Origin of the sequence: Achromobacter xylosoxidans (assembly GCF_014490035.1) — a bacterium.
GTDB lineage: Bacteria > Pseudomonadota > Gammaproteobacteria > Burkholderiales > Burkholderiaceae_B > Achromobacter > Achromobacter bronchisepticus_A.
In genome coordinates this window covers 976,004-998,471 of the sequence record NZ_CP061008.1, presented here as the reverse complement: position 1 = coordinate 998,471, position 22,468 = coordinate 976,004, and the positions used below count along the sequence as shown (strand labels likewise).

17 protein-coding genes are annotated in these 22,468 nt (G+C 66.4%); 5 read left to right on the top strand and 12 right to left on the bottom strand.

Going from position 1 to position 22,468, the window contains the following annotated elements; translation table 11 throughout:
- Positions 1 to 18 precede the first annotated feature (18 nt).
- Together IAG39_RS04545 and IAG39_RS04540 are read right to left on the bottom strand one after the other, a co-directional pair.
- Complete coding sequence (locus IAG39_RS04545; protein WP_118931371.1) at positions 19 to 1,434, bottom strand: FAD-binding oxidoreductase; 1,416 nt, start codon at positions 1,432 to 1,434, stop codon at positions 19 to 21.
- Between the two features lie 118 nt (positions 1,435 to 1,552).
- The gene (locus IAG39_RS04540) at positions 1,553 to 2,185 is read right to left on the bottom strand and encodes a BPTD_3102 family carboxylase-like protein (protein ID WP_118931372.1); all 633 of its coding nucleotides are present in this window, start codon (positions 2,183 to 2,185) and stop codon (positions 1,553 to 1,555) included.
- A 332-nt stretch (positions 2,186 to 2,517) separates the two neighbouring features.
- On the opposite strand from IAG39_RS04540, the gene IAG39_RS04535 reads away from it, so the two are divergent.
- Positions 2,518 to 3,909, top strand: coding sequence for a phosphomannomutase/phosphoglucomutase (locus tag IAG39_RS04535; RefSeq protein ID WP_118931373.1), 1,392 nt, complete (start codon positions 2,518 to 2,520; stop codon positions 3,907 to 3,909).
- An 8-nt stretch (positions 3,910 to 3,917) separates the two neighbouring features.
- Positions 3,918 to 5,471, top strand: coding sequence for a glucose-6-phosphate isomerase (pgi, locus tag IAG39_RS04530; RefSeq protein ID WP_118931374.1), 1,554 nt, complete (start codon positions 3,918 to 3,920; stop codon positions 5,469 to 5,471).
- Between the two features lie 38 nt (positions 5,472 to 5,509).
- Here the strand turns inward: pgi and IAG39_RS04525 are convergent, their stop codons facing one another.
- The 10 genes from IAG39_RS04525 to coq7 form a co-directional block, all read right to left on the bottom strand.
- Positions 5,510 to 6,643 (bottom strand): glycosyltransferase family 4 protein, encoded by a 1,134-nt coding sequence (locus IAG39_RS04525; protein WP_118931375.1) that lies wholly within the window; start codon positions 6,641 to 6,643, stop codon positions 5,510 to 5,512.
- A complete protein-coding gene (locus IAG39_RS04520) occupies positions 6,640 to 7,797 on the bottom strand; it encodes a glycosyltransferase family 4 protein (RefSeq protein ID WP_165867755.1) in 1,158 nt (385 codons plus the stop codon). The genes IAG39_RS04525 and IAG39_RS04520 overlap by 4 nt, the downstream gene beginning before the upstream one ends.
- A complete protein-coding gene (locus tag IAG39_RS04515; RefSeq protein ID WP_059371332.1) occupies positions 7,794 to 8,909 on the bottom strand; it encodes a glycosyltransferase family 4 protein in 1,116 nt (371 codons plus the stop codon). Before IAG39_RS04515 ends, IAG39_RS04520 begins: the two co-directional genes overlap by 4 nt.
- 3 nt (positions 8,910 to 8,912) lie before the next feature.
- Positions 8,913 to 10,844 (bottom strand): asparagine synthase (glutamine-hydrolyzing), encoded by a 1,932-nt coding sequence (asnB, locus tag IAG39_RS04510; RefSeq protein WP_118931376.1) that lies wholly within the window; start codon positions 10,842 to 10,844, stop codon positions 8,913 to 8,915.
- Positions 10,845 to 10,889: 45 nt separating this feature from the next.
- Positions 10,890 to 12,032 carry a glycosyltransferase family 4 protein gene (locus IAG39_RS04505; RefSeq protein ID WP_118931377.1) on the bottom strand — a complete coding sequence of 381 codons (1,143 nt, stop codon included), beginning with the start codon at positions 12,030 to 12,032 and terminating at the stop codon, positions 10,890 to 10,892.
- Complete coding sequence (gene murJ / locus IAG39_RS04500; protein WP_059371329.1) at positions 12,033 to 13,382, bottom strand: murein biosynthesis integral membrane protein MurJ; 1,350 nt, start codon at positions 13,380 to 13,382, stop codon at positions 12,033 to 12,035.
- A gap of 1 nt (position 13,383) precedes the next feature.
- Positions 13,384 to 14,409: an SDR family oxidoreductase gene (locus IAG39_RS04495; protein ID WP_118931378.1), complete on the bottom strand. Its 1,026-nt coding sequence runs from the start codon at positions 14,407 to 14,409 to the stop codon at positions 13,384 to 13,386.
- Between the two features lie 9 nt (positions 14,410 to 14,418).
- Entirely contained in the window at positions 14,419 to 15,696 is a 1,278-nt protein-coding gene (tviB, locus tag IAG39_RS04490) for a Vi polysaccharide biosynthesis UDP-N-acetylglucosamine C-6 dehydrogenase TviB (RefSeq protein ID WP_118931379.1), read from the bottom strand.
- Between the two features lie 102 nt (positions 15,697 to 15,798).
- A complete protein-coding gene (locus tag IAG39_RS04485; protein ID WP_013396215.1) occupies positions 15,799 to 16,905 on the bottom strand; it encodes an MraY family glycosyltransferase in 1,107 nt (368 codons plus the stop codon).
- A gap of 779 nt (positions 16,906 to 17,684) precedes the next feature.
- The gene (gene coq7 / locus IAG39_RS04480) at positions 17,685 to 18,362 is read right to left on the bottom strand and encodes a 2-polyprenyl-3-methyl-6-methoxy-1,4-benzoquinone monooxygenase (protein WP_118931380.1); all 678 of its coding nucleotides are present in this window, start codon (positions 18,360 to 18,362) and stop codon (positions 17,685 to 17,687) included.
- A gap of 124 nt (positions 18,363 to 18,486) precedes the next feature.
- Between coq7 and IAG39_RS04475 the strand changes: the two genes are divergently transcribed.
- The 3 genes from IAG39_RS04475 (at position 18,487) to IAG39_RS04465 (ending at position 22,436) form a co-directional block, all read left to right on the top strand.
- Positions 18,487 to 18,930 carry an OsmC family protein gene (locus IAG39_RS04475; protein WP_088142589.1) on the top strand — a complete coding sequence of 148 codons (444 nt, stop codon included), beginning with the start codon at positions 18,487 to 18,489 and terminating at the stop codon, positions 18,928 to 18,930.
- Positions 18,931 to 19,040: 110 nt separating this feature from the next.
- Positions 19,041 to 20,012 (top strand): thymidylate synthase, encoded by a 972-nt coding sequence (locus tag IAG39_RS04470; RefSeq protein WP_059371324.1) that lies wholly within the window; start codon positions 19,041 to 19,043, stop codon positions 20,010 to 20,012.
- Positions 20,013 to 20,372: 360 nt separating this feature from the next.
- Entirely contained in the window at positions 20,373 to 22,436 is a 2,064-nt protein-coding gene (locus IAG39_RS04465) for a putative bifunctional diguanylate cyclase/phosphodiesterase (protein ID WP_118931381.1), read from the top strand.
- Positions 22,437 to 22,468 lie beyond the last annotated feature (32 nt).

Below are 22,468 nucleotides of genomic sequence, written 5' to 3'. Positions count from 1 at the left end.
CCTTTCGTGCGCGGCGCCCTAGGCCCGCAATACCTTGCCCGGATTCATCAGCCCTTGCGGGTCCAGCGCTCGCTTTACTCTGCGCATCAGGTCCAGTTCGACAGCGCTCTTGTAGCGCGGCAGCTCGTCGATCTTGAGCTGGCCGACGCCATGCTCCGCGCTGATCGAGCCATGGTGCGCATGCACGCTGTCGTGCACCACGCCGTAGATATCGCTTTGCAACGCCAGCAGCTCGGCCTCGGTCTGCCCCGGCGCATGGGCCACGTTGTAATGCAGATTGCCGTCGCCCAGGTGGCCGAAGATCACGTGGCGCACACCCGGAAAACGCGCCTGCAGCAAGGCGTTGGTCTTGTGCACGAAGCCGGCGATGGCGGAGATCGGGATGGACACGTCATGCTTGACCGACTTGCCCAGCTCCGCCTCGGCCAGCGGGATGCTCTCGCGCAGGTGCCACAGCGCCTTGCTTTGCGTCACGTTCGCGGCGATGGCGGCATCGTTCACCAGCCCGCTTTCCATGGCCTCGCCCAACACGGTTTCGAATCGTTCACGCGCGTGCTCCTCGCTTTCACTGTCGGACAGTTCCAGCAGGGCGAACCACGGGGACGCGGCGGAATCTCCCTCGAACGGCAAGCGTTGTTGCGGGAAGAGCCGCACGACCGCCTGCAGGCATGCCCCGCTCATCAGCTCAAAGCCAGTCAGCGCCGCGCCAAAACCCGCGCGGGCACGCGACAGCAGCTCGACCGCTTGGTCGATACCGTCCAGCGTCAGCAATGCCGTGCACGAAGCCACCGGCCTTGGAAACAGTTTGAGCGTGGCGGCGGTGATGATGCCCAGCGTGCCTTCGCTGCCGATGTACAGGTCGCGCAAGTCGTAGCCGGTGTTGTCCTTGCGCAAGCCACGCAGGCCGTGCCAGATCTCGCCTTCGGCGGTCACGACCTCCAGGCCCAATGTCAGTTCGCGCGTGTTGCCGTAGCGCAGCACCTGCGTGCCGCCCGCATTGGTCGCCAGGTTGCCACCTATGGTGCAACTGCCTTCGGCGGCCAGGCTCAGCGGAAACAGCCGGCCGGCTGTGGCGGCAGCCTCCTGCACCGCTTGCAAGACGCAGCCCGCCTCCACGGTGATCGTGTCGTTGTCGGTATCCAGCGCGCGCACCGCCGTCAGGCGAGTGGTGGACAGGATCACCGCGCTGCCGGATAGGTCAGGCGTGGCGCCTCCGCACAAGCCTGTATTGCCGCCTTGCGGCACCACCGGCACGCCATGCCTGGCGCACAGCTTTACGGCCGCCGCCACTTCCTCGGTCGACCCGGGACGGATCACCGCCAGCGCGACGCCTCGATAGCGGCGGCGCCAGTCCAGCACGTAGGTGTCGGCGTCCGTGCCCGTCAGCACGTGGGAAGCGCCCAGAAGGGACTGTAGATCGCTCAGCAAGGTCATATGCGCGGCCAAGTAGAGCCTGGATGCATCCAGGCCAGGGATGTGCCGACTATTGTAGGGGTTGAAACGCCCCCGGGTCGCCACCAGGCGGACCCGCGCAGCCCGCCGCCAGGACAGATCAGCCGACCGCCTGATCCAGCCTCGCACCCGTCAGCCCCGAGCAATAGGCCCGAGAGGCAATGCGGTTCATGAGAAAAGCGCGGTCGACGCCTGCGGGGCCGGGCATTTCCGATAGGGCGCGGTAGGCGCGGCGCAGCACCTCGCCCCGGGTCGCGCCGCACACCAGCAAGCGCGTGCATGGCAGGCGACGGTCCACGCAGCCGTCGATGCGCACTTCCAGCGCATGGGCGGCGACGGGTTCGCAATCGGCTACGGCCGTGCCCGAATGGGCCTGCGCCTGGGCGTCGATCACGCGGAACACGCCGCTGCGATCGTCCAGCGCGAAAGCAACGGTACCCATGCCCTGCCAGCCGCGGTCCCGCGCCACGTCGGCGGCGACGGTGCGCAGCGCGCTTTCCATCGAAGCCGGCAGATGGGGCGCCGGGGATTCGGCGATCAGGACCCGGGCGTCGCGCCATACGCAACGTTCCCAGGCCCGGCCCGTGGCCAGGCCGCCCGCCTCGGAAACGAACACGTGGATGTCGAGCCGGCGCTCGCGGCCTGCGGCTGGTCCGGCGTGATCCGTGGGCGGACCCCGCCGGTTTGAGGCGCCCCTGGATGACGACATGACAGTAGAAACTTTGGCGCCCATGGCCCCTCCCGGTCTTTCTGCTTGCATAGCAAGCGTATCACCTTCGGACGACGAGCAAGTTTTATGCCACGCCCAGCCTCCCCTGCAAGCCCTGGAGCGCGGCCGGGCGCCGCACCGTAACCAGGCGTTGACGTCCGCGCAGGCACCAGATCAGGGCAGACGTCCCGCCGAGGTGCAAGGACGGAAAAAGCCCTACGCCGTCTGCCGGATGAAGGGGGAGCGCCAATGGGGGATAATTCCGGTTTAATCCCTAGCCAGGCGCGTTTTGATACGCGGGTTTACCTGAATCCGCGCCAGAACCCGAGCTGCAACCCAACATCCAAGGAACCGCCGTGGGCAACAATACGCAATTTCCCGGCTCGGTCTTCAAGGCCTACGACATCCGCGGCACCGTGCCCGACCTGATTGACGCCCGCTTCGCCCGCGCCCTGGGCGCGGCGTTGGCCGCCCGCGCGCGCGAACAAGGCGTACAGACCCTGGTCGTCGGCCGCGATGGCCGCCTGAGCAGCGAGATGCTGTCGGTGGCGCTGCAGGAAGGCATGCTGGAAGGCGGCGTGGACACGCTGGATATCGGCATGGTGCCCACGCCCCTGGTCTATTTCGCCGCCAACGTCATGCAGACGGGATCGGGCGTCGCCATCACCGGCAGCCACAACCCGCCCAAGTACAACGGCTTCAAGATGATGATGGGAGGCCGCGCGCTCTACGGCGAGGACGTGCAGGCGCTGGCCGCCACCATGAACGCCCCCGCCAGCGCCCCGGCGACGCGGCCCGGCGTGCGCCGTCAACTGGACCTGGTGGCGTCCTACATCGCGCGCGTCGCGTCCGGCATCAAGCTGGCGCGGCCCATGAAAATCGCCATCGATTGCGGAAACGGCGTGGCCGGCGCGGTCGCCCCGGCGCTGTTCCGCGCCCTGGGCTGCGAAGTCACCGAACTGTTCTGCGAGGTGGATGGCACCTTCCCCAACCACCATCCCGACCCCGCCGAACCCAAAAACCTGCAGGACCTGATCAAGTGCGTGGCCGAGACCGACTGCGAACTGGGCCTGGCTTTTGACGGCGACGGCGACCGCTTGGGCGTGGTGACGAAATCGGGCCAGATCGTCTGGCCGGACCGCCAACTGGTGCTGTTCGCCCGCGACGTGCTGGACCGCAATCCGGGCGCCACCATCATCTATGACGTGAAGTGCAGCCGCCACGTGGGCCTGTCGGTCGAAGCCGCTGGCGGCGCGCCGCTGATGTGGAAGACCGGCCATTCGCTGGTGAAGGCGAAGCTGGCCGAGACCGGGGCCCCGCTGGCCGGCGAAATGAGCGGCCACATCTTCTTCAAGGAACGCTGGTACGGATTCGATGACGGACTCTACACAGGTGCGCGCCTGCTGGAGATCGTGTCGCGCGACGCCGATCCCTGCGCCGTGCTGGAAGCCCTGCCGCAAGACGTTTCTACTCCCGAACTGAAGCTGGAAATGGAAGAGGGCCAGCCTTTCACCCTGGTCCAGGCTTTGCAGGAGCAAGGACAGTTCCCCGGCGCGAATCGCGTGATCACGATCGATGGCGTGCGCGCGGAATATCCTGACGGCTTCGGCTTGGCGCGCCCCTCGAACACCACGCCTGTGGTCGTGCTGCGTTTCGAAGCGCAGACGCAAGCGGCGCTGGAACGCATACAAGCCGACTTCCGTCGCGAACTGAGCAAGCTCGCGCCGCAGGCCGATCTGCCTTTCTAGTTTTGCCTATGTCCTTATCGAACAGCCCAGCCTGGCAACAGTTCATCGCGGCCACGCGCACCGCACCGCGCCGCGGCGAGCAATTGCGCGTCCTCAATGCCCCCGGCCTACGCCTGGACCTGAGCGCGCAGGCGTATTCACCGGATCTGCAAAAAGCCGAGGCCGCCCTACTTGAGCAACAAGGTTTCGACGCTGCCCGGGCCTGCCTGTTCGACGGCGGCAACGCCAACTGGACCGAGCAACGCGCCGCATGGCACACCGCGCTGCGCGCCCCGCAACCGCCCGCCAGGGTGGCCAAGGCCGTGCTCGGCGAACGTGAGCGCATGCGTGAATTCGTGCGCCAGGCCGACGCGGCCGGACGCTATGGCAGCGTGCTGCATCTGGGCATAGGCGGCAGCGACTGGGGCCCACGGCTAGTCACGCGTGCCCTGCGCCACGGCGGTGCGCGACGCGAAGTGCGTTTCGCGTCCAACGTGGATTCGCATTCGGTCGCGGACGCGATGAGCCGCCTGGATCCGCATGACACCCTGGTCATCGTCGCCTCCAAGTCGTTCACCACCACCGAACCCCTGGCCAATGCCGAGGTCGCCATGAACTGGCTGCGCGATGCCGGCGTGGCGGATCCGATCAGGCAGGTCGTGGCGGTCACCGCCAACGTCGAGGCGGCCTTGAACCTGGGCATCCTGCCCGATCACATCTTCCAGATCTGGGATTGGGTCGGCGGACGCTATTCGCTGTGGTCCGCGATCAGCCTGCCAGTCGCGCTGGCGCTGGGTACCGACGCCTTTGACCAGTTGCTGGCGGGCGCGGCCGCCATGGACGAGCATTTCCGCACCACGCCCGTCGAGGAAAATGCGCCCGTCCAGCTGGCGCTGGCCGGCGTCGTCAACCGCAGCGTGCTGGGCTACGATTCCCTGGTGATTGCGCCCTATGATTCACGGCTCTATCACATCGTGCCTTGGGCTCAGCAGCTGGAAATGGAGTCGCTGGGCAAGGTCGCCACCGCCGATGGCAGCCCTGCCGGCGTGCCCACCGGCCCGGCCGTTTGGGGCATGTCGGGCACCGATTGCCAGCACACCTTCTTCCAGTGGCTGCACCAGGACACCCGGGGCGCCCCCGTCGACTTCATCCTGTGCGAAAAACCCGACCACGCCTACGCGCGGCACCACGAGCTGCTGATCGCCAACTGCCTGGCGCAGCGTTCGGCGCTGCTGCGCGGCAAGTCCTACGAGGAAGCGCTGGCCGAAACCTCGGCCATCGAAAGCGATCCCGACCGCGCGCGGCTGCTGGCGCTGCACCGTGTCCATCCGGGCGGCCGGCCGTCCTCGCTCATCGTGCTGCCGCGCCTGGAGGCCTATACGCTGGGCGCGCTGCTGGCGCTGTACGAACACAAGGTGTTCACGCAGGGCGTGGTCTGGGGCATCAATCCCTTCGACCAATGGGGCGTTGAATTCGGCAAGGCCCTGGCCAAGGGCATCATGCATGAGTTGAATTCGCAGCAAGCCAGCCAGCAGGATCCTTCCACCCGCTACTGGATCGACGCGATCACGCGCCGTCCTTGAGCGCTAGCCGGCGCCTCCCCGGCGCCGGCGCTGCCGTATCAGGCGCTGAGCGCGTCGTAGATTTCCACGTGGATGCGCGCCACGCGCTCGATGTTGAACTCGCGCTCGGCCAGCGCCCTGCCTGCGGCGCCCATGGACTGCCGCAAGACCGGATCCTCGGCCAGACGCGCGATGGCGTCCGCCAACGCCTGCGCGTCGCGCACCGGCACCAGCAGTCCCGTCTCGCCGGGTTCGATCGCATCGCGGCAACCAGGCACATCGGTAGTCACGACCGCGCGCGCGCAGGCTGCCGCCTCGATCAGCGACTTGGGCAGACCTTCACGATAGGAAGGCAGCACGGCGATATGCGAGGCGGCGTACAGCGCGGCCACGTCGGAGCGTTCGCCCAATGCGCGCACGCAGCCTTCCCGCTGCCAGGCATCCACATCGTCCTGCGTCGCCGAGGCCGGATTGCCGGCGTCCACGCCGCCGACCAGCTGCATCGTGACAGACAAGCCACGCTCGCGCAGCAGCCTGGCCGCCTGCACGAATTCCTGCACGCCCTTGTCGCGCAGCAATCGGGCCACCATGGTGACCACGACCGGCGGCGCCGGCGGTTCGGGCTGGGCCCGATACGCATTCAGGTCCACGCCCGCGCCCCGGATCATGACGACCTGGGCGTCGCGCACCGCACCCAGCGACTTGAGCAAATCGCGGTCGCTGGCGTTCTGGAAGATCACGCGGCTATTGGGATGGCCCAGCGCCAGCCGGTACAGGCGCGCGACCACGGCGCGCACCAGCTTCATCTTCAGGGAATTGGACAGGAACACAAAGCCCAGTCCGGAAATCGCCGCGACCATGCCCGGCACGCGCGTCAAGCGGGCAGCGATGCCGCCATAGAGCACGGGCTTGATCGTGACCAGATGCACGATCTGCGGCCGCAGGCGGCGGAACAGCCGTATCAGGGCCAGCAGCGTACCCAACTCCTGCAAGGGATGCTTGCCGCTGCGCGTCATGGGTATGGCGTGATGCGTCATGCCCAGCGCCTCGATGTCCGCCACGGCCGGACCGTCCATCGTGGCGACATGTACCTCGTAGCCCGCCTGTTGCGCGGCCAGCGCCACCGGCACGCGGTGCGACATGAAGAAGGCCGGATTGTTGACGACAAACAGCAGGCGGCGCCCTGCGCTCATGCTTTGACTCCTGAGATGCGGCGCCACACCGCGATATAGCTTTGCACCATGCGCGCCAGGTCGAAATTTTCCAGCACGCGGGCGCGGCCCGCCTCGCCTGCACGCGTACGGCCGCGCGAGGCCACTTCGCACAGGGCTGTTTCAATGCCGCGGGCCAGCGCCTCGGACTGCTCCGGCGGCACCACCACGCCGGCATCGCCAACGATAAAGGCCGCGTCACCCACGTCCGTCACGACGCAGTAGACGCCGCAGGCCATGGCCTCGGCTACCACGTTGGGAAAGCCTTCCGCGCAGCTGGACAGGACATGCAGGTCCAGCCCGTTCATTGCGGCGGGCACGTCGTCGCTGGGACCCGCCAACACCAACCGGTCGCGCAGGCCCAGCCTGTCGATCAAGGCCGCCAGCTCAGTGTTTGCGGTGTCCATGCCACGACCTATCAGCACGCAGCGCAGTCCCGCGTCGCGTCCATCGCGTACCAGCGCGGCGATGGCGCGCAGCAGGTTGGCGTGGTCCTTGAGCGGATCCCAGCGGGCCACGCAACCGATGGCCGGCACGTCCTGCGGCAAGCCCCATTGCGCGCGCACCCGCTGCCGGGCCTCGTCATTCGGCGCATAGCGCGACAAGTCATAGCCGTTGGCGATCACCACCATGCGTTCGCGGTCATAGCCTTTGTCGGCATGGCGCTGCGCCGACTTCTGGGCGGCGCATACGATGGCCTTGGGTATGCGGCCGGACAGCAGCGCGCACGCCCGCAGCACCAAGCGGGCCGAACGGCTGCTGCGCTCCAGGTGTTCGCCCGAATTGCGTATGCCCCAGGCGATGGCCCGCACGCCTGCCAGGCGCGCCGCCAGGCCGCCGATCAGATCGGCGTGGTACATCCAGGTCTGCACCGCGTCGGGACGCGTCGCGGCGATCAGCGAACGCAGCGCCATGAAACCGCCCAGGCTGACCCGCCCGCGTTTCATGCCCAGCGCATGCACCGCGACGCCTGCCGCGCGCAGGCGCTCGCCATAGATGCCCTCGTCGGTCAGCGACACGATGACATGTTCCACATCCGCCCCGGGATAGGTCGCCAGGCGGAACAGCACGGATTCCGCCCCACCCTGCCCCAGGCCGGTGATGATGTGCAGGACACGCAGCGGCCGAGCGCTCATTGTCCCTCCCGCACGGCATCGAACAATTCATCCCATTCCGCCAGGACGCTGGCCAGCGCATAGCGCTGGCGCACCGCGGCGGCGCCGCGCAAGCCCAGTTGCTGGCGCAGGGAGGCGTCTCCCAGCAGACGGCGCAGGGCCTCGCGCAGGTCATCTCGATTGCCGGCGGGCACCAGCAGAGCGTCCTCGCCGTTGCGCGTCATCTCGCGCGGCCCGCTGGGGCAATCGAACGCCACGCAGGGCAGGCCCAGCGACATGGCTTCCAGCAGCACATTGGGGAAGCCTTCCACCAGCGAACTCAGCACGAAGGCCTGGCCCCGCGCAAGTTCATCCCAAGGCGCCTCGGTGCGGCCAGGCAAGCTGATGCGCGACTGCAGGCCCAGGCGCGCGACCTGCTGCTCCAGCGCGCCGCGCTCGGGGCCTTCGCCCCAGATGCGCAGATTCCAGTCCGGGAAGTCGGGCGCCAATTGCGCGAACACGTCGATCAGCAGGTCAAACTGCTTGTCGGTGACCAGGCGTCCCATCGCCAGCAATTCGCGGGGACCGCCGTCTTCACGCTGCGGCACCAGCGGCGCATCCAGCAAGGGCGCCGGCAGCGGATTGGGAATCACGGCCAGGCGCTTGATGCCGGGCACCTGCCGGGCGAACGGGCCAGCGGTATCCTCCGCCTGCACCGTCACCATGTCGGCGCGGGGATACAGGATGCGACGCAGCTTGCGCCACACGGTTCCCGTCGTGGTTTCGGCCACCGGATTGGTACGCTCGCAAACAATCAGCGGCACCTTCAATCCCAGGGAAGCCAGTATGGCGGCCACGTTGACGTTGGTCAGGAAGGACACCACCACGTCTGGCTTCGAATCGCGGATGTGTTTGCGCAGCGCTAGCAGACGCTTGAATGCGGCCTTAGCCCCCGATGCGCGCGTGCCTGCCAGATCCGCCAGCCAGGCCAGTTCGACCTTGTCCGACAGCGGATAGAAGCAGTTGCCCTTGGACGAGTAGGTGGGCGTCAGGATGACGGAATCCCCGCGCTCGGCCCATGCGTTGACCAGCGTGGCGGCGACCCGTTCGGCGCCGCCCGCGTGCATGGAACTGACCAGCATCAAGATTTTCATGCGTCAAAGACTCCCAACCGATCCTCCCTGCTCCTTGTCGCCGCGGTAGCGGTCAAGCCAGGCCTGCATCATCAACACGCCCCACAGATGACTGTCCCAATTGCGATGGCCCGACGTATGCTCGCGCCATTTGCGCAGAATGGGTTCGGGCTCGAACCAGCCTTCCTGGCGCAGGCGCGCCGGGTCCAGCAGCGCATCGGCCCATTCGCGCAGCGGGCCGCGCAGCCATGCGGCCAGCGGCACGGCGAAACCGCGCTTGGGGCGGTCCACCAACGCCTGCGGCACATGGCGGTGCAGCACCTGGCGCAGCAGCCACTTGCCCGTGTTGCCGCGCACCTTGTATTGGTGCGGCAGGCTCCAGGCGAACTCATATACGCGGTGATCGATCAGCGGCACGCGCGTTTCCAGGCTGACGGCCATGGCGGCGCGATCCACCTTGACCAGGATGTCGTCCGGCAGGTAAGTCACCGTGTCCAGCTTCATCATGGCTTCGAACGTGGAACCCTGCATCGCCCGGGCGAACTCGGACACCGGTTCCACGCCGCCCTTCACCACGCTGGAAGGATCGGCCCAATACGATACGAAATGGCGGTAGAACTCGCCGCGCGTATCGGTGCGCAGCAGTTCGCCCAGCTTGCCGACCTTGCCGCGCCAGGCGCCGCGCCCGGGGAGATGGGTGGACGCGCTCAACAGCGCGCCGGCGGGCTTGCGCAGCAGCGCCGGGACGCGCTCGCATTGCTGCCACCAGTTGTTCACGCGGAAATAACGCGAATAGCCGCCGAAAAGCTCATCGCCGCCATCGCCGGACAGCGCCACGGTAACGTGCTGGCGCGCCATGCGCGTGACCAGCGAGGTCGGAATCTGCGACGAATCCGCGAACGGCTCGTCGTACATGTCGGCCAGCGTGGGCACCACGGCCAGCGCATCCTCCGCCGTCACGTACAGTTCGGTATGGTCGGTGCCCAGATGCGTGGCCACCGCCTTGGCATGCTGCGCCTCGTCGTAGCCCTTCTCGTGAAAGCCGATAGCGAAGGTGCGCACGGGCTGCGAGCTCTGCGCCTGCATCAAGGCCACGATGGTGGAGGAGTCGATGCCGCCGGACAGGAAGGCGCCCAGGCTCACGTCCGACAGCATCTGGCCGCCAACCGCCTTGGACAGCACGCCTTCCAGCGCGTCGGTCGCCTGCGCATCGGATTCGAACGACAGCAGCGATTGCGCCGAGGTGTCGGCGGCCTCGCGGGCCGACCAGTACACGCGCGGCTCGGGCATGCGGCGGCTGCGGGTATCGTCGGCCGTGAATTCGACCCAGGTACCCGGCGGCAGCTTGGCAATGCCCTGGTAAATCGACTGCGGCGCCGGAATGTAGTTGTGCCGCATGAACGACGCCAGGGCGTTGCGGTTGAGCTCGCGGCCGAAGCCGGGAATCGGCATCAGACCCTTGAGTTCCGACGCGAACACCAGTTCGGCGCCTGAGTAGCCGTAGTACAGCGGCTTCTCGCCCATGCGGTCGCGCGCCAGCATCAGCTTGCGCGACGCGCGGTCCCACAGCGCGATGGCGAACATGCCCACGGCGGCCTGCAAGGTGGCTTCGATGCCCAGGGCGGTAAAGCCCGCCAGCAGCGTTTCCGTATCGGAATGGCCGCGCCAGGACGGCGCCAGCGCCGATTGCTCGAGCTGCTTGCGGATGTCCAGGTGGTTGTAGATTTCGCCGTTGAACACCATGACATAGCGGCCGCAGGCCGACGTCATGGGCTGATGGCCGGCCTCGGTCAGATCCAGGATCGCCAGGCGCACGTGCGCCAGCGCCAGTTCGGCCTCGGGGTCTTCCCAGAAACCATTGCTGTCCGGCCCGCGGTGGCGGATGCGGCGGCAGCTTTCCGCCAACACACGTTCCTTGTTCCCGACAGGGCCCCAAATCCCGACTATTCCGCACATGATGAAGTTCTCGTTGTCACTGTAGCAACAGCGCGACGCGCGGCCTCAACGGCCGGTTCCGCGCACGCCGTCAAAAAGTTCCTGCCATTTCTGCAGCACGCGCGCGGCCGAAAAACGGTCGCGCACGTCGATCGCCGCCTGCGCCATGCGCGCGCGGTCCGCGTCATTGCGCATGACGGCGTCCAGCGCCTTGCACAGCGCGGGCACGTCGCCATTGGGGCGCACCAGCACGCCGTCCACGCCTTCGCGGATGATCTCGCGCGGCCCCGTGTCGCAGTCGAACGATACGGCGGCCAGCCCGCTCGCCATGGATTCGAGCAGGGTATTGGACAGCCCTTCGAAGCGCGAGGTCAGCACGTACAGATCGGCGCTTTCATACCAGTCGCCGACGTTGCCTGCTCGCCCCGGCATGAAAATCCGCGACGCCAGACCAGCCTCGCGCACTTGCGCCTCCAGGGCGGGCCGCTCGTCGCCCTCGCCCAGGATAACCAGATCCCAACCGGGATGCGACGCCGCCAATTGCGCGTAGGCCTGGATCAGCAGGTCGAAACCCTTGTCGGCGTGCAGACGGCCCACCGCCAGCAGGCGCTTGCGGCCGTCGCCCGACACCGGGGTCAGAACCGGTTCGGCTCGCGGCAGGGGAAAGTGTACCGGGTTGGGAATGACGGCCAGCTTGCTGCCCGGCACGTGCTGCGCCAGCCAGTCGGCGGTGCCGCGTGTCAGCGCGACCACGCTGGCCGCTCGCGGATACGTCAGCCGACGCAGGCGCTGCCAGAAGCCCGACAGCGTCTGCGAAGGCGGATGCGTATGTTCGGTGGCGATCACCCGGCAGGACAGGCCCGCGCAAGCCAACACCGACAGCACCGACGCCGTCGTCATCATGCCCAGCACGATGTCCGGGCGGAACGACTTGATCACGCGGCGCAAGGCGCGCACCCGTTGCACATTGCTCCAGATGCCGCGCAGACCACCGCCCTCGCCCGCCGTATGCAGGACCTCGCGACGCACCTTGGAGTGCAGCGTGTAGACGTCGCCCTCTGCACTGGCCTGCGTCACCACCATGACTTCCCGCCCCATGTCCGCCCAGTGCGCGCTCAGGTCCGCAGCCACGCGTTCCGCGCCGCCGCCATGCAGGGAGTGGATGAACAACAGGACGCGCGGCGCCGGGCCGGTATCGGTCACGGGCATTCAATCGGCCTCTTTGGGTTCAACTTTGCGCATCGCCACCGCCAGGTAGCAGGCAAAGGACAACAGATACATGAGGCTGGTCGCCAGCATGATGCCGGCCGCGCCCATCCTGGGCGCCAGCACGGTGTTCAACACCGCCTTCAGGGCGAAATTGGCGACGGCGATGGCTGCCATCACACGATAGCGGTTCTGGCTGGCCAGCAGTTGCACCAGGATCAGCACGCCAAAATAGAACGGCAACTGCAGCAGCCCCCAGCGGAACACATGCGCCACGGCCTGGGTATTCTCGGCGGTGAAGGCGCCGCGCTGGAAAAGCACGGACACGCCCCACGGCGCCAGCATCCAGCCCACGGCGACGGCAACAGCGCCTGCGGCCACCATCAGCACCGACCATTTGAGAGCCATGCCGCGCGCACGAGCGGTATCGCCCCGCGCTTGCACATCGGCCAGCACCGGCAAGGCCGCCCGCCCCACTGACACGGCGCCGATCCCCAGCACCAGCGACAACAGCCGGCTGGCGTAGCCCAGCGTGGCGTTGGCGTTCGCGCCCAGGTTGGCGGCGGCGTACTGGTCCAGCGGACCGACGAAACTCATGGCCACCTGGCCGATCAGCATCACGCCCGCGGCCCCCAGCAGTTCGGGCCAATGCGGCGATTGCAGCGTCAGTCGGGGCGCGCCCCAGAAACCGCCATCGGCGCGCGCCGCCAGCCACGCCAGCCAGACCGTCTGGATCGCGTAGCCGACCAGCGTGCCCCACAGCAGCGGCCCGACGCCGTCGGCGCTGGCGGCCAGCATCACCCAGGCCAGCGTCGCCACGGCCGGTACGCTGTCCAGCAGGGTATTGACGTGTCTTTCCTGCGCCCGCAGCCGCGCAGCGCTGATGCCGGCGACGAGCAGCAGCGCCGACACCGGCGCGAACGCGGCAAGCAGCTGGCCTGTCATGTCGCTCACACGGGCCGACAAGCCCTGGCCCAGCACGCCGACCACCTGCGGCCAGGCGAACCAGGTCAGCAGCGCCAGCGCGATGCCTGCGGCCGCCACCCAGCCCTGCAGTTCGCGGATGAACAGATTTCTTTCGGCGGCATCGGCGCGGCGCAGCCGCACCAGCACCGGGATCAGGACCACCGACAGCACGCCCACGATGGTGACCGGCAGCCAGGTAGCCATGGTCATCGTGAACTGGTAGGCGTCCACGGCGTCGCTGACGCCGTAGCGGTACGCCACCGCCATCTCCTTGATGGCGCCGGCGGCCTTGCCCAGCAGCAGGAACACCGCCACCCGGAAGGCGCCCTTGAAGATGCGCTGGTGGTCCGGGTGGATGCTGCCGAGTTTTCTGACGAGTGCTTTCAAATCAACGCAGGAATTGCGTGTACCAGGGCATGGCCACTTCCAGGCCTTGCAGCACGGTGTGCGTCGGCTCGTAGCCCAGCAACCGGCCCGCCTTGCTGACGTCCGCCTGCGAGTGGCGCACATCGCCCGCGCGGAAATCGGCGTAGACCGGCTTCTTGCCATAGACCACGCCCTGGTTGCCCAGGGCGTGAGCCAGGAAACCAAACAGCTCATTCAGAGTGCTGCGGCCGCTGACGGCCACGTTGTAGACCTGGTTGCGGCCTTCAGGCGCCGCCATGGCCGCGAGAATGTTGGCCTGCACCGCGTTGTCCACGAAGCAGAAGTCCCGGCTGGTCTCGCCGTCGCCGTTGATGGTGACGTCCTCGCCCTGGATCATCGCGGCCGTCCACTTGGGGATCACGGCCGCATAGGCGCCGTTGGGATCCTGCCGCTTGCCGAACACGTTGAAGTAGCGCAGGCCGACTGACTCGAAGCCGTAGGAGCGCGCGAAGACGTCCGCGTAGAGTTCATTGACGTACTTGGTGACCGCATAAGGCGACAGGGGATTGCCGATGTGCTCCTCGACCTTGGGCAAGGCCGGGTGGTCGCCATAGGTCGAGCTGGAGGCCGCGTAGACGAAGGATTTGACTTCGGCATCGCGCGCTGCCACCAGCATGTTCAGGAAACCGCCGATGTTCACCTCATTGGTGGTGATCGGATCCTTCAAAGAGCGCGGCACCGAACCCAGCGCGGCCTGGTGCAGCACGAAATCGACGCCCTGCGCCGCGCGGCGGCAGGCTTCCAGGTCACGGATGTCGCCTTCGATGAAGGTAAAGCGCGCCCACTGCTCGGGCGTGACCGAGTCGCGCACCTCGTCCAGGTTGTGCTGATGGCCGGTGGCGAAGTTGTCCAGGCCGGTCACGGTCTGGCCCAGCTTCAGCAGGGTCTCCAGCAGGTTCGACCCGATGAAACCGGCGCAGCCGGTCACCAGCCATTTGCGCGGCGCGGCCGACAGTTCCTTCTTGATGGTCTCAAAGCGTGTGGTCATGGGCAGTCCTTACAGGCGCAGATCGGATTCGGAAGGCGAAAGCACGTACTTCAGGTCATACAGGATGTGCTGCGCCTTGCCGAGCTTGCGGATGCCTTCCGCGCCCATCGCCTTGAACTGATTGTGCGCCACGCCCAGGATCACGGCGTCGTACTGGCCTTCCTCGGGCTTGGCCACCGGGGTCAGGCCGTATTCGTGCATGGCTTCTTCGGGATCGACCCACGGGTCGTACACGTCGACGTCGACGTTGTAGTCGCCCAGTTCCTTGACGATGTCCACGATGCGCGTGTTGCGCAGGTCGGGGCAGTTTTCCTTGAAGGCCAGGCCCATCACCAGCACACGGGCGCCCTGCACGTGGATGCGGCGCGTGGTCATGGCCTTGACCAGTTGCGACACCACGTAGCTGCCCATCGAGTCGTTCAGGCGGCGGCCCGCCAGGATGATCTCGGGGTGGTAGCCAATGGATTGCGCCTTGTGGGTCAGGTAGTACGGATCCACGCCGATGCAGTGGCCGCCGACCAGGCCCGGACGGAACGGCAGGAAGTTCCATTTGGTGCCGGCCGCCTGCAACACGGCTTCGGTGTCGATGCCCATCTTGTTGAAGATCAGGGCCAGCTCGTTGATCAGCGCGATGTTCACGTCACGCTGCGTGTTCTCGATGACCTTGGCAGCCTCGGCCACGCGGATGCTGGACGCCTTGTGCGTGCCGGCGGTGATGATCTGCTTGTACAGCTGGTCGACCAGCTCGGCCACTTCGGGCGTCGAGCCGGAGGTGACCTTCTTGATGGTGCTGACGCGGTGGTCCTTGTCGCCCGGATTGATACGCTCGGGGCTGTAGCCGGCGTAGAAGTCCACGTTGAACTTCAGGCCCGACACGCGCTCCAGCACCGGCACGCAGTCTTCTTCCGTGGCGCCAGGATAAACGGTGGATTCGTAGATGACGATGTCGCCGCGCTTGAGCACGGCGCCGATGGTCTCGCTGGCCTTGACCAGCGGAGTCAGGTCCGGCTGCTTGTATTCGTCGATGGGGGTCGGCACGGTCACGATGAACACGTTGGCCTGGCCCAGCACGGCGCGGTCCGCCGTGTAGCTCAGCTGGGTTGCTTCCTTCAGCTCTTCATCGCTGACTTCCAGCGTATGGTCGTGGCCCGCCTTGAGCGCGTCGATGCGACGCGTATTGATATCGAACCCGATGACCGAACGCTTCTTGCCGAACTCCACCGCCAGGGGCAGGCCGACATAGCCCAGGCCGACAACAGCGAGTTTCACATCCTGAATTCGCAACATAACTCTCCCTTCACCGTAGAACGATTACGGCATTTCAAATATGGTCGGGTAATTAAGAAAAGATTACCGAGCCCCCGGCGGCAGCCGCCGGGGCGCCCAAAACTAATCGGAAGTCCGCAAAACGGATGGCAGCAGCAGCCAGCCTGGCCGGCGCCAGGACACGAGCCGCGAATACAGCCAGATATAGACGGCGGCGAACACCACCAGGCTGGCGCAAAGCGCCCAGGCGTTGTCCCACCAGATGGTCGCGGGCACCAGGCCGATCAGGGCCAGCACCCACATGTAAGGCGAGGCCAGCGCATTGCACAGCGCGGGCACCGCATGCCGCCGGCCACGGCTGAACGTGACCCGCACCAGACGGCGGAACACCAGTTGGTGCAAGTGCAGCGCATCCGGCTGGTCCACGGGCACGCCGCGCTTGAAGCGCCGGCGCCAGATCGAAAAACCGGTTTCGAAGACGGGATAGAACAATACGGCCAGCGCGTAGAACGGCGACACCGAAGGATTGCGCACCACCAGCAGCACGGCCAGCTCGGCCAGCATGAAGCCCAGGAAGTACGCGCCGCCATCGCCCAGGAACACGCGCCCGAACGGGAAGTTCCAGACCAGGAAGCCCAGCGTGGCCGAGGCCAGCGCCGCCGCCACCAGGAAAATCGGCACGTCGCCCACTTGCAGCGCCACCAGGCTGATCGAGACGGCCATCAGCGTGGCCACCATGCCGGCCAGGCCGTTCATGCCGTCAACGATATTCAGCGCGTGCGTACAGCCGCCCACCGCGAACATGGTGAACAGCAGCGACACCGGCCAGAAGGACAGCACGTAATCCACCGGCGCCATCCCCACGCGGCTGACGCCGCCCAGCAGCCACCAGGCGATCGCGGCCGACAGGAAGGCAGCCAGCAGGCGCTTGCTGGCGCCGATGTCCTTGGTGATGTCTTCGAGCAGGCCTGCCACGAACACGGGCAGCGCCGCAACGAACAGCGCGGGCCAAAGCCAGGTCAGCGTCATGTTGCTGGGTCCGAGGACCAGCAGGCCCGCCAGCGTACCCGCGAGCACGGCCAGCCCGCCGACGCGAGGCGTGGCGCGGGAATGGTTGGCTTGGGGCTTGTTGAGGTCGCTGTCGCCGGTGAAGGCGCCATGCCAGCGCTCCGACGCCACGATGAGTCCCCCCACCATGAATGCGACCACGCAAATGTACAGCCAGGTCACCGAGTCACCTCTGGTTGGTCTATCGAGACAGGCCCGCCATTATCGGTGGCAGGTGTAACGCCCATATATGGGAGGAATAAGGAAGTGCAATTCACCGGCACAGAACGTAACGCATTGCGCCATGTCGCCAGTCCCAGGCAGAAACTGTCATTTGGCAGGATCGCCAAGGCGAAACCGCGCAGGCGCGGAAATAGGGGTTTCATGGAACGATTGTAGAACTTTCCGCCCTGACGCACGCGAAATATCCAAGGGAAAACGCGAAGGCCGCCCTCTGACGGAAGTGCCAGGCAGGGCTACAGGCGATACCCCGCCACAGCCAAATGGGGACACACCAAAAACATCGAAAAAAAAGCCCGAGATCGTGAGATCTCGGGCTAAATCCACCAAAGGAGGAGGGTGGAGGAGACAACCGTGGCATGTTGGGAGCTGGCCTTCCGCTCACTACGCTTTCGGGGTTTTGCACCGCGCCGACTGCGTTTCAACATCCGATGTATGAATAGTACCGAGGTTTTTTGTGCGATGCAAGAATTTTTTTAGCCTGTCGCGCAAGAGATTTTTCGCGTTGCAAATTTGCCGCAAAGTCCTGGACTCCCCTCTGGAAACCCGCGCCAATCAATGGCTATTCCAAAAACAGGGTTTTTGCCAAATGGGTAAACCCGCCCGGGGCTTACCCTAGCCTCTATCGGGTTATCCCGCTCTGGATTTTGCACCGAGATGGTGCGCCCGGCACCAACTTGCAGCTATTTTTGCGCATTGCAACATTTCACGTTTCAGGCGTATCAGACCCAGTAAGCGGTGGTCGTCATGACCTTCGACATGGCCCGCATCGCGGCCTTTACCGGCGCCGGCAAAGGAACACCGCCCGCCGCTTCCGCGCTGGCGCGATGCTGCGCCTCGTCCTCTTTCATCTTGTGCACGATCTGGCGCGAGCGCTCGTCCTGCACCGGCAAGGTGCGCAGATGTTCTTCCAGATGCGCTTCGACCTGCTTTTCGGTTTCCGCCATGAAACCCAGGTTGCGCGGCACGCCGGCGTAGCTGGCCAGCACGCCAAGCGCAAACGAACCCGCGTACCAGACCGGATTCAGCAGGCTGGGGCGGCTGCCCAGTTCCGTCAGCCGCTGATTGCACCAGGCCAGGTGGTCCACTTCCTCGGAGGCCGCGTTCAGCAGCAGGGCTCGGGGCGCGGGCTCTCGGCATACCGAAGCCTGGCCCCGGTACAGCGCCTGGGCGCAGACCTCGCCCACATGATTCACCCGCATCAGGCCGGCCGCGTGGCGCTTTTCCTGGGCCGACAGGGCTTGCGGCGCCTCGTCGGCAGTGGCCGGATACGGGCGGCCGGCAGTGGCGCTGCCGGACAGCACCCGCAACGCGCGGTCGGCCTCGGCCAGCAGCGCATCCACGGGGCTGATGCGGCGCAGGAAGGAAACGGGGCTGGGGCGGGACAGAGCGGTGGACATGGGACAACTCCTCGGCAAGGCTGGCACGCACACCCCTGATGCGGGGCGGGGCTCTCATGCCCGGAATTGTACGCAACAGGTATCATCAGCCATTGACAGCGCTCAAGCTCAAGGACACGACAATATGGAATGCACGATCGACTGGGGCGGCCCGAACGGCATGCTCTTCACCGCCAGCACCGGCAGCGGCCACGTGGCCGTCATGGACGGCGCCGTGGACGGCGGCGGGCACAATCTGGCCCCCCGTCCCATGGAAATGCTGCTGGCCGGTACCGGCGGCTGCACCGCCTACGACGTGGTGCTGATCCTCAAACGCGGACGCCACGCCGTCAGCGGCTGCAGCGTCAAGCTCCAGGCCGACCGCGCCGATGCCGACCCCAAGGTCTTCACCCGCATCCATTTCGCCTTCACCGTCACCGGCCGCAACCTGCCGCGCGCCGCGGTCGAACGCGCAGTGCAGCTGTCGCACGAAAAATACTGCTCGGCCTCGGCCATGCTGGAGAAAACCGCGGCGCTGACCTTCTCGGTCGAGATCGTCGACACGCAGGAAACGCCCGCCGCGGCCTGAACCGCGCCCGCGTGGTGTAATTCGTCTATCCGTAACTTATAAGAGCCGCCGCGATCCGTTCGCGGCGGCTGTCTGCGTCACCCGCCGGGCGAGCGTGCGCAAGGACCGCCATGAAACAATACCTGGACCTCGTTCAATCCATCCTGGACACCGGCGCGTGGCAGGAGAACCGCACGGGCATACGCACCCTGAGCATGCCGGGCGCGTCGCTGCGCTTCGACCTGCAGAAGGGCTTCCCCGCTGTCACCACCAAGAAGCTGGCCTTCAAGTCCGCCATCGGCGAAATGGTGGGTTTCTTGCGCGCCTCGCGCAGCGCGGCGGAATTCCGCGAGCTGGGCTGCAAGGTCTGGGACCAGAATGCCAACGAGAACAGCCAGTGGCTGGCCAACCCGTACCGCGAAGGTCCCGACGACCTGGGCCCGGTCTACGGCGTGCAATGGCGCCAGTGGCCGGCCTACAAGATGCTGGACGCCAGCCGCTCGGCGCAGATCGCCGACGCCCTGTCGCGCGGCTACGCCAAGGTCGCCGATCTGGAGGAAGGCGGCGCGCCCAAGGTGCTGCTCTACAAGGCGGTGGACCAGCTGCGGCAATGCCTGGACACCATCCACGAACGGCCGGGCGACCGCCGCATCCTGTTCCACGGCTGGAACTGGGCGCAGATCGAGGAAATGGCGCTGCCCCCCTGCCACCTGCTCTATCAATTCCTGCCGAACGCGACCACCCGCGAAATATCGCTGTGCCTGTACATCCGTTCCAACGACGTCGGTTTGGGTACGCCATTCAACCTCACGGAAGGCGCGGCCCTGCTGCATCTGGTTGGCCGACTGACCGGCTACACGCCGCGCTGGTTCACCTATTTCATCGGCGACGCGCACATCTACGAAAACCACCTGCCGATGCTGCGTGAGCAACTCACGCGCGAGCCCTACGAAGCGCCCACGCTGGTGCTGTCGGACCGCATTCCCGATTTTGCGGTCACCGGACGCTACGAGCCCGAATGGCTGGAGAAGGTGGAACCAGGCGACTTTTCGTTGTCGGGCTACACCCATCACGCCCCCCTCACCGCCGCCATGGCCGTGTAGACAGTGGCTGCCTGCGTGCCCTGGGCCGCAGGTGAAGATTGGTGAGCTTCTGGAAGCGCGTTTTCGGTATAACCCATCCCTTAGCCATGGGCGCGCGTCCAGAAATGCCCGCGCGCCATTGCTTCCGACCGGCACCTGCCGCGCCGTGCCTGTCGCTCGCAGCGAAACCGGGCCGTTCGCCCGGCAGCGCCGTCCGCAGGCGTTGCTCAGCCGCACTCCCCTTCCCAAAAAGAGAGCACGTGTATCACCAGCGTCGACCGCCGAATTCTGTCTTGCGACCGACTTGCAACCATAGACTACCAATTGAATTGATATGAAGCCCGCGCGGCGGCAGCATGCGCCAAGGACAGGACCCTACCAATGCTCGTCGGAACTTATAACCCTTCGCTCGTCCTCGTATCTCTAGGAGTCGCCATCCTGGCGTCCTACACGGCGTTGGGCATGGCCAACCGCGTCAGAGCCTCGAACGGGTTGCCCAGCGCGCGCTACTGGCTGGCGGGCGGCGCGTTCGCGATGGGCGTGGGCATCTGGTCCATGCATTTCGTGGGCATGCTGGCCTTCAGCCTGCCCATTCCCATGGGTTACGACCTGCCGCTGACCGTCCTGTCGCTGGTCATCGCCATCGGCTGCTCCGCCTTCGCCCTGTGGACCGTGAGCAAGGACGAGCTGCCGCGGCGGCGGCTGGTGATCGGCGCCCTGCTCATGGGCGCCGGCATCGCGGCGATGCATTACCTCGGCATGGCCGCCATGCTCATGGAGCCCGGCATTGTCTATGACGCCAAATGGTTCGCACTGTCCATCGTGATTGCCGTGGCCGCCTCCGGCGCGGCGCTATGGATCACCTACCGGCTGCGCCACGGCGGCCCCCGCGTGGTCTGGTCGCGGCCGCTGGCGGCAGCGATCATGGGCATCGCCATCGTCGGCATGCACTACACCGGCATGGCCGCCGCCGGCTTCCCCGCGGGCAGTATCTGCATGGCGGCCAACAGCGGCATTTCGGCCGGCTGGCTGGCCATCGCCGTGACCGCCGTGACCCTGAGCGTGCTGGCCATCGCCCTGCTGGTCGCGGTGCTGGACAACCGGCTGGAGGCGCGCACCTCGGCCCTGGCTTCATCGCTGGCCGAGGCCAATGAAGAACTGGTGCAACTGGCGCTGCACGACACGCTGACCAAGTTGCCCAACCGCATCCTGCTGGAAGACCGGCTGGAGCAGGCGATCGAAAGCGCCAGCCGGCGCAAGGGCTATTTCGCGGTGCTGTTCTTCGACCTGGACGGCTTCAAGGCGGTCAACGACGCGTACGGACACCACACCGGCGACGCCCTGCTGATCGACCTGGCGCAGCGCATCCGCCAGACCTTGCGCACACAGGACACGGTGGCGCGCCTGGGCGGTGACGAGTTCATCGTACTGAGCGAAGTGGTCGAACCCACCGACGCGGCCAATGTGGCCGACCGTCTCATCGACGCCATCGCCCGCCCCGTCACGGTCTACGGGCATGAGGTGATGGTGACCTCGAGCGTGGGCATCGCCATCTATCCCAACGACGGCCAGGACACCCACGCCCTGCTGACCAACGCCGACGCGGCGATGTACCACGCCAAGCGCCTGGGCGGCACTGGCTACAGTTTCTTCGAACCGTCCATGAACGCGGACGCGCACGAGCAGATCGAACTGCTGCACGACCTGCGCCTGGCGCAGGAACGCAACCAGCTCGTCCTACACTACCAGCCCAAGTACGAAGCGCCCGCCGGCCCGATCATCGGCGCCGAGGCGCTGCTGCGCTGGAACCATCCGACCCGCGGCCTGGTTGGCCCGGACCAGTTCATCCCCACGGCGGAAAAGACCGGCCTGATCCTGTCCATCGGCGAATGGGTGATCAACGAGGCCTGCCGCCAGATGCGTGAATGGATCAACGCGGGCCAGGGCCACTGGACCATCGCCGTCAATATTTCAGCGTTGCAGTTCGCCCACGCCAGCCTGGTGGAAACGGTGCGCTCGGCCTTGGAACGCCATGGCGTGCCGCCGGCCTGCCTGACCTTGGAAGTGACCGAATCCACCGCCATGCGCGACGCCGAGGCCAGCCTGGCGGTGCTCAAGCGCCTGTCGAACCTGGGCGTGACGATTTCGATCGACGACTTCGGCACCGGCTATTCCAGCCTGCTCTATCTGAAGCGGCTGCCGGCCACCGAGCTGAAGATCGACCGCGGCTTCGTCAACCAGCTGGAAAACGACAACGAAGACGCGGCCATCGTGTCGGCCATTGTCGCGCTGGCGCAGCAGCTCAACCTGCGCATCGTGGCTGAGGGCGTGGAAACGCCGGCGCAGCAGAAGTTCCTGACCGGCCTGGGCTGCGATTCGCTACAGGGCTTCCTGCTGGGCAAACCCATGCCCGCCACCGAATTCCTGGAACACGCGGTCGACTGAGCGGCCGGCGCGGCGCAAGCCGCCGCGCAAAT

Excerpts from the sequence above, each read along its gene's own strand:
- IAG39_RS04495 (WP_118931378.1), bottom strand. The coding sequence starts at position 14,409 with ATGACCACACGCTTTGAGACCATCAAGAAGGAACTGTCGGCCGCGCCG.
- IAG39_RS04475 (WP_088142589.1), top strand. The coding sequence starts at position 18,487 with ATGGAATGCACGATCGACTGGGGCGGCCCGAACGGCATGCTCTTCACC.
- IAG39_RS04515 (WP_059371332.1), bottom strand. The coding sequence starts at position 8,909 with ATGAAAATCTTGATGCTGGTCAGTTCCATGCACGCGGGCGGCGCCGAA.
- asnB (WP_118931376.1), bottom strand. The coding sequence starts at position 10,844 with ATGTGCGGAATAGTCGGGATTTGGGGCCCTGTCGGGAACAAGGAACGT.
- IAG39_RS04470 (WP_059371324.1), top strand. The coding sequence starts at position 19,041 with ATGAAACAATACCTGGACCTCGTTCAATCCATCCTGGACACCGGCGCG.
- coq7 (WP_118931380.1), bottom strand. The coding sequence starts at position 18,362 with ATGTCCACCGCTCTGTCCCGCCCCAGCCCCGTTTCCTTCCTGCGCCGC.
- IAG39_RS04525 (WP_118931375.1), bottom strand. The coding sequence starts at position 6,643 with ATGAGCGCAGGGCGCCGCCTGCTGTTTGTCGTCAACAATCCGGCCTTC.
- IAG39_RS04520 (WP_165867755.1), bottom strand. The coding sequence starts at position 7,797 with ATGAGCGCTCGGCCGCTGCGTGTCCTGCACATCATCACCGGCCTGGGG.
- pgi (WP_118931374.1), top strand. The coding sequence starts at position 3,918 with ATGTCCTTATCGAACAGCCCAGCCTGGCAACAGTTCATCGCGGCCACG.
- IAG39_RS04540 (WP_118931372.1), bottom strand. The coding sequence starts at position 2,185 with ATGGGCGCCAAAGTTTCTACTGTCATGTCGTCATCCAGGGGCGCCTCA.
- IAG39_RS04505 (WP_118931377.1), bottom strand. The coding sequence starts at position 12,032 with ATGCCCGTGACCGATACCGGCCCGGCGCCGCGCGTCCTGTTGTTCATC.
- IAG39_RS04545 (WP_118931371.1), bottom strand. The coding sequence starts at position 1,434 with ATGACCTTGCTGAGCGATCTACAGTCCCTTCTGGGCGCTTCCCACGTG.
- tviB (WP_118931379.1), bottom strand. The coding sequence starts at position 15,696 with ATGTTGCGAATTCAGGATGTGAAACTCGCTGTTGTCGGCCTGGGCTAT.
- IAG39_RS04465 (WP_118931381.1), top strand. The coding sequence starts at position 20,373 with ATGCTCGTCGGAACTTATAACCCTTCGCTCGTCCTCGTATCTCTAGGA.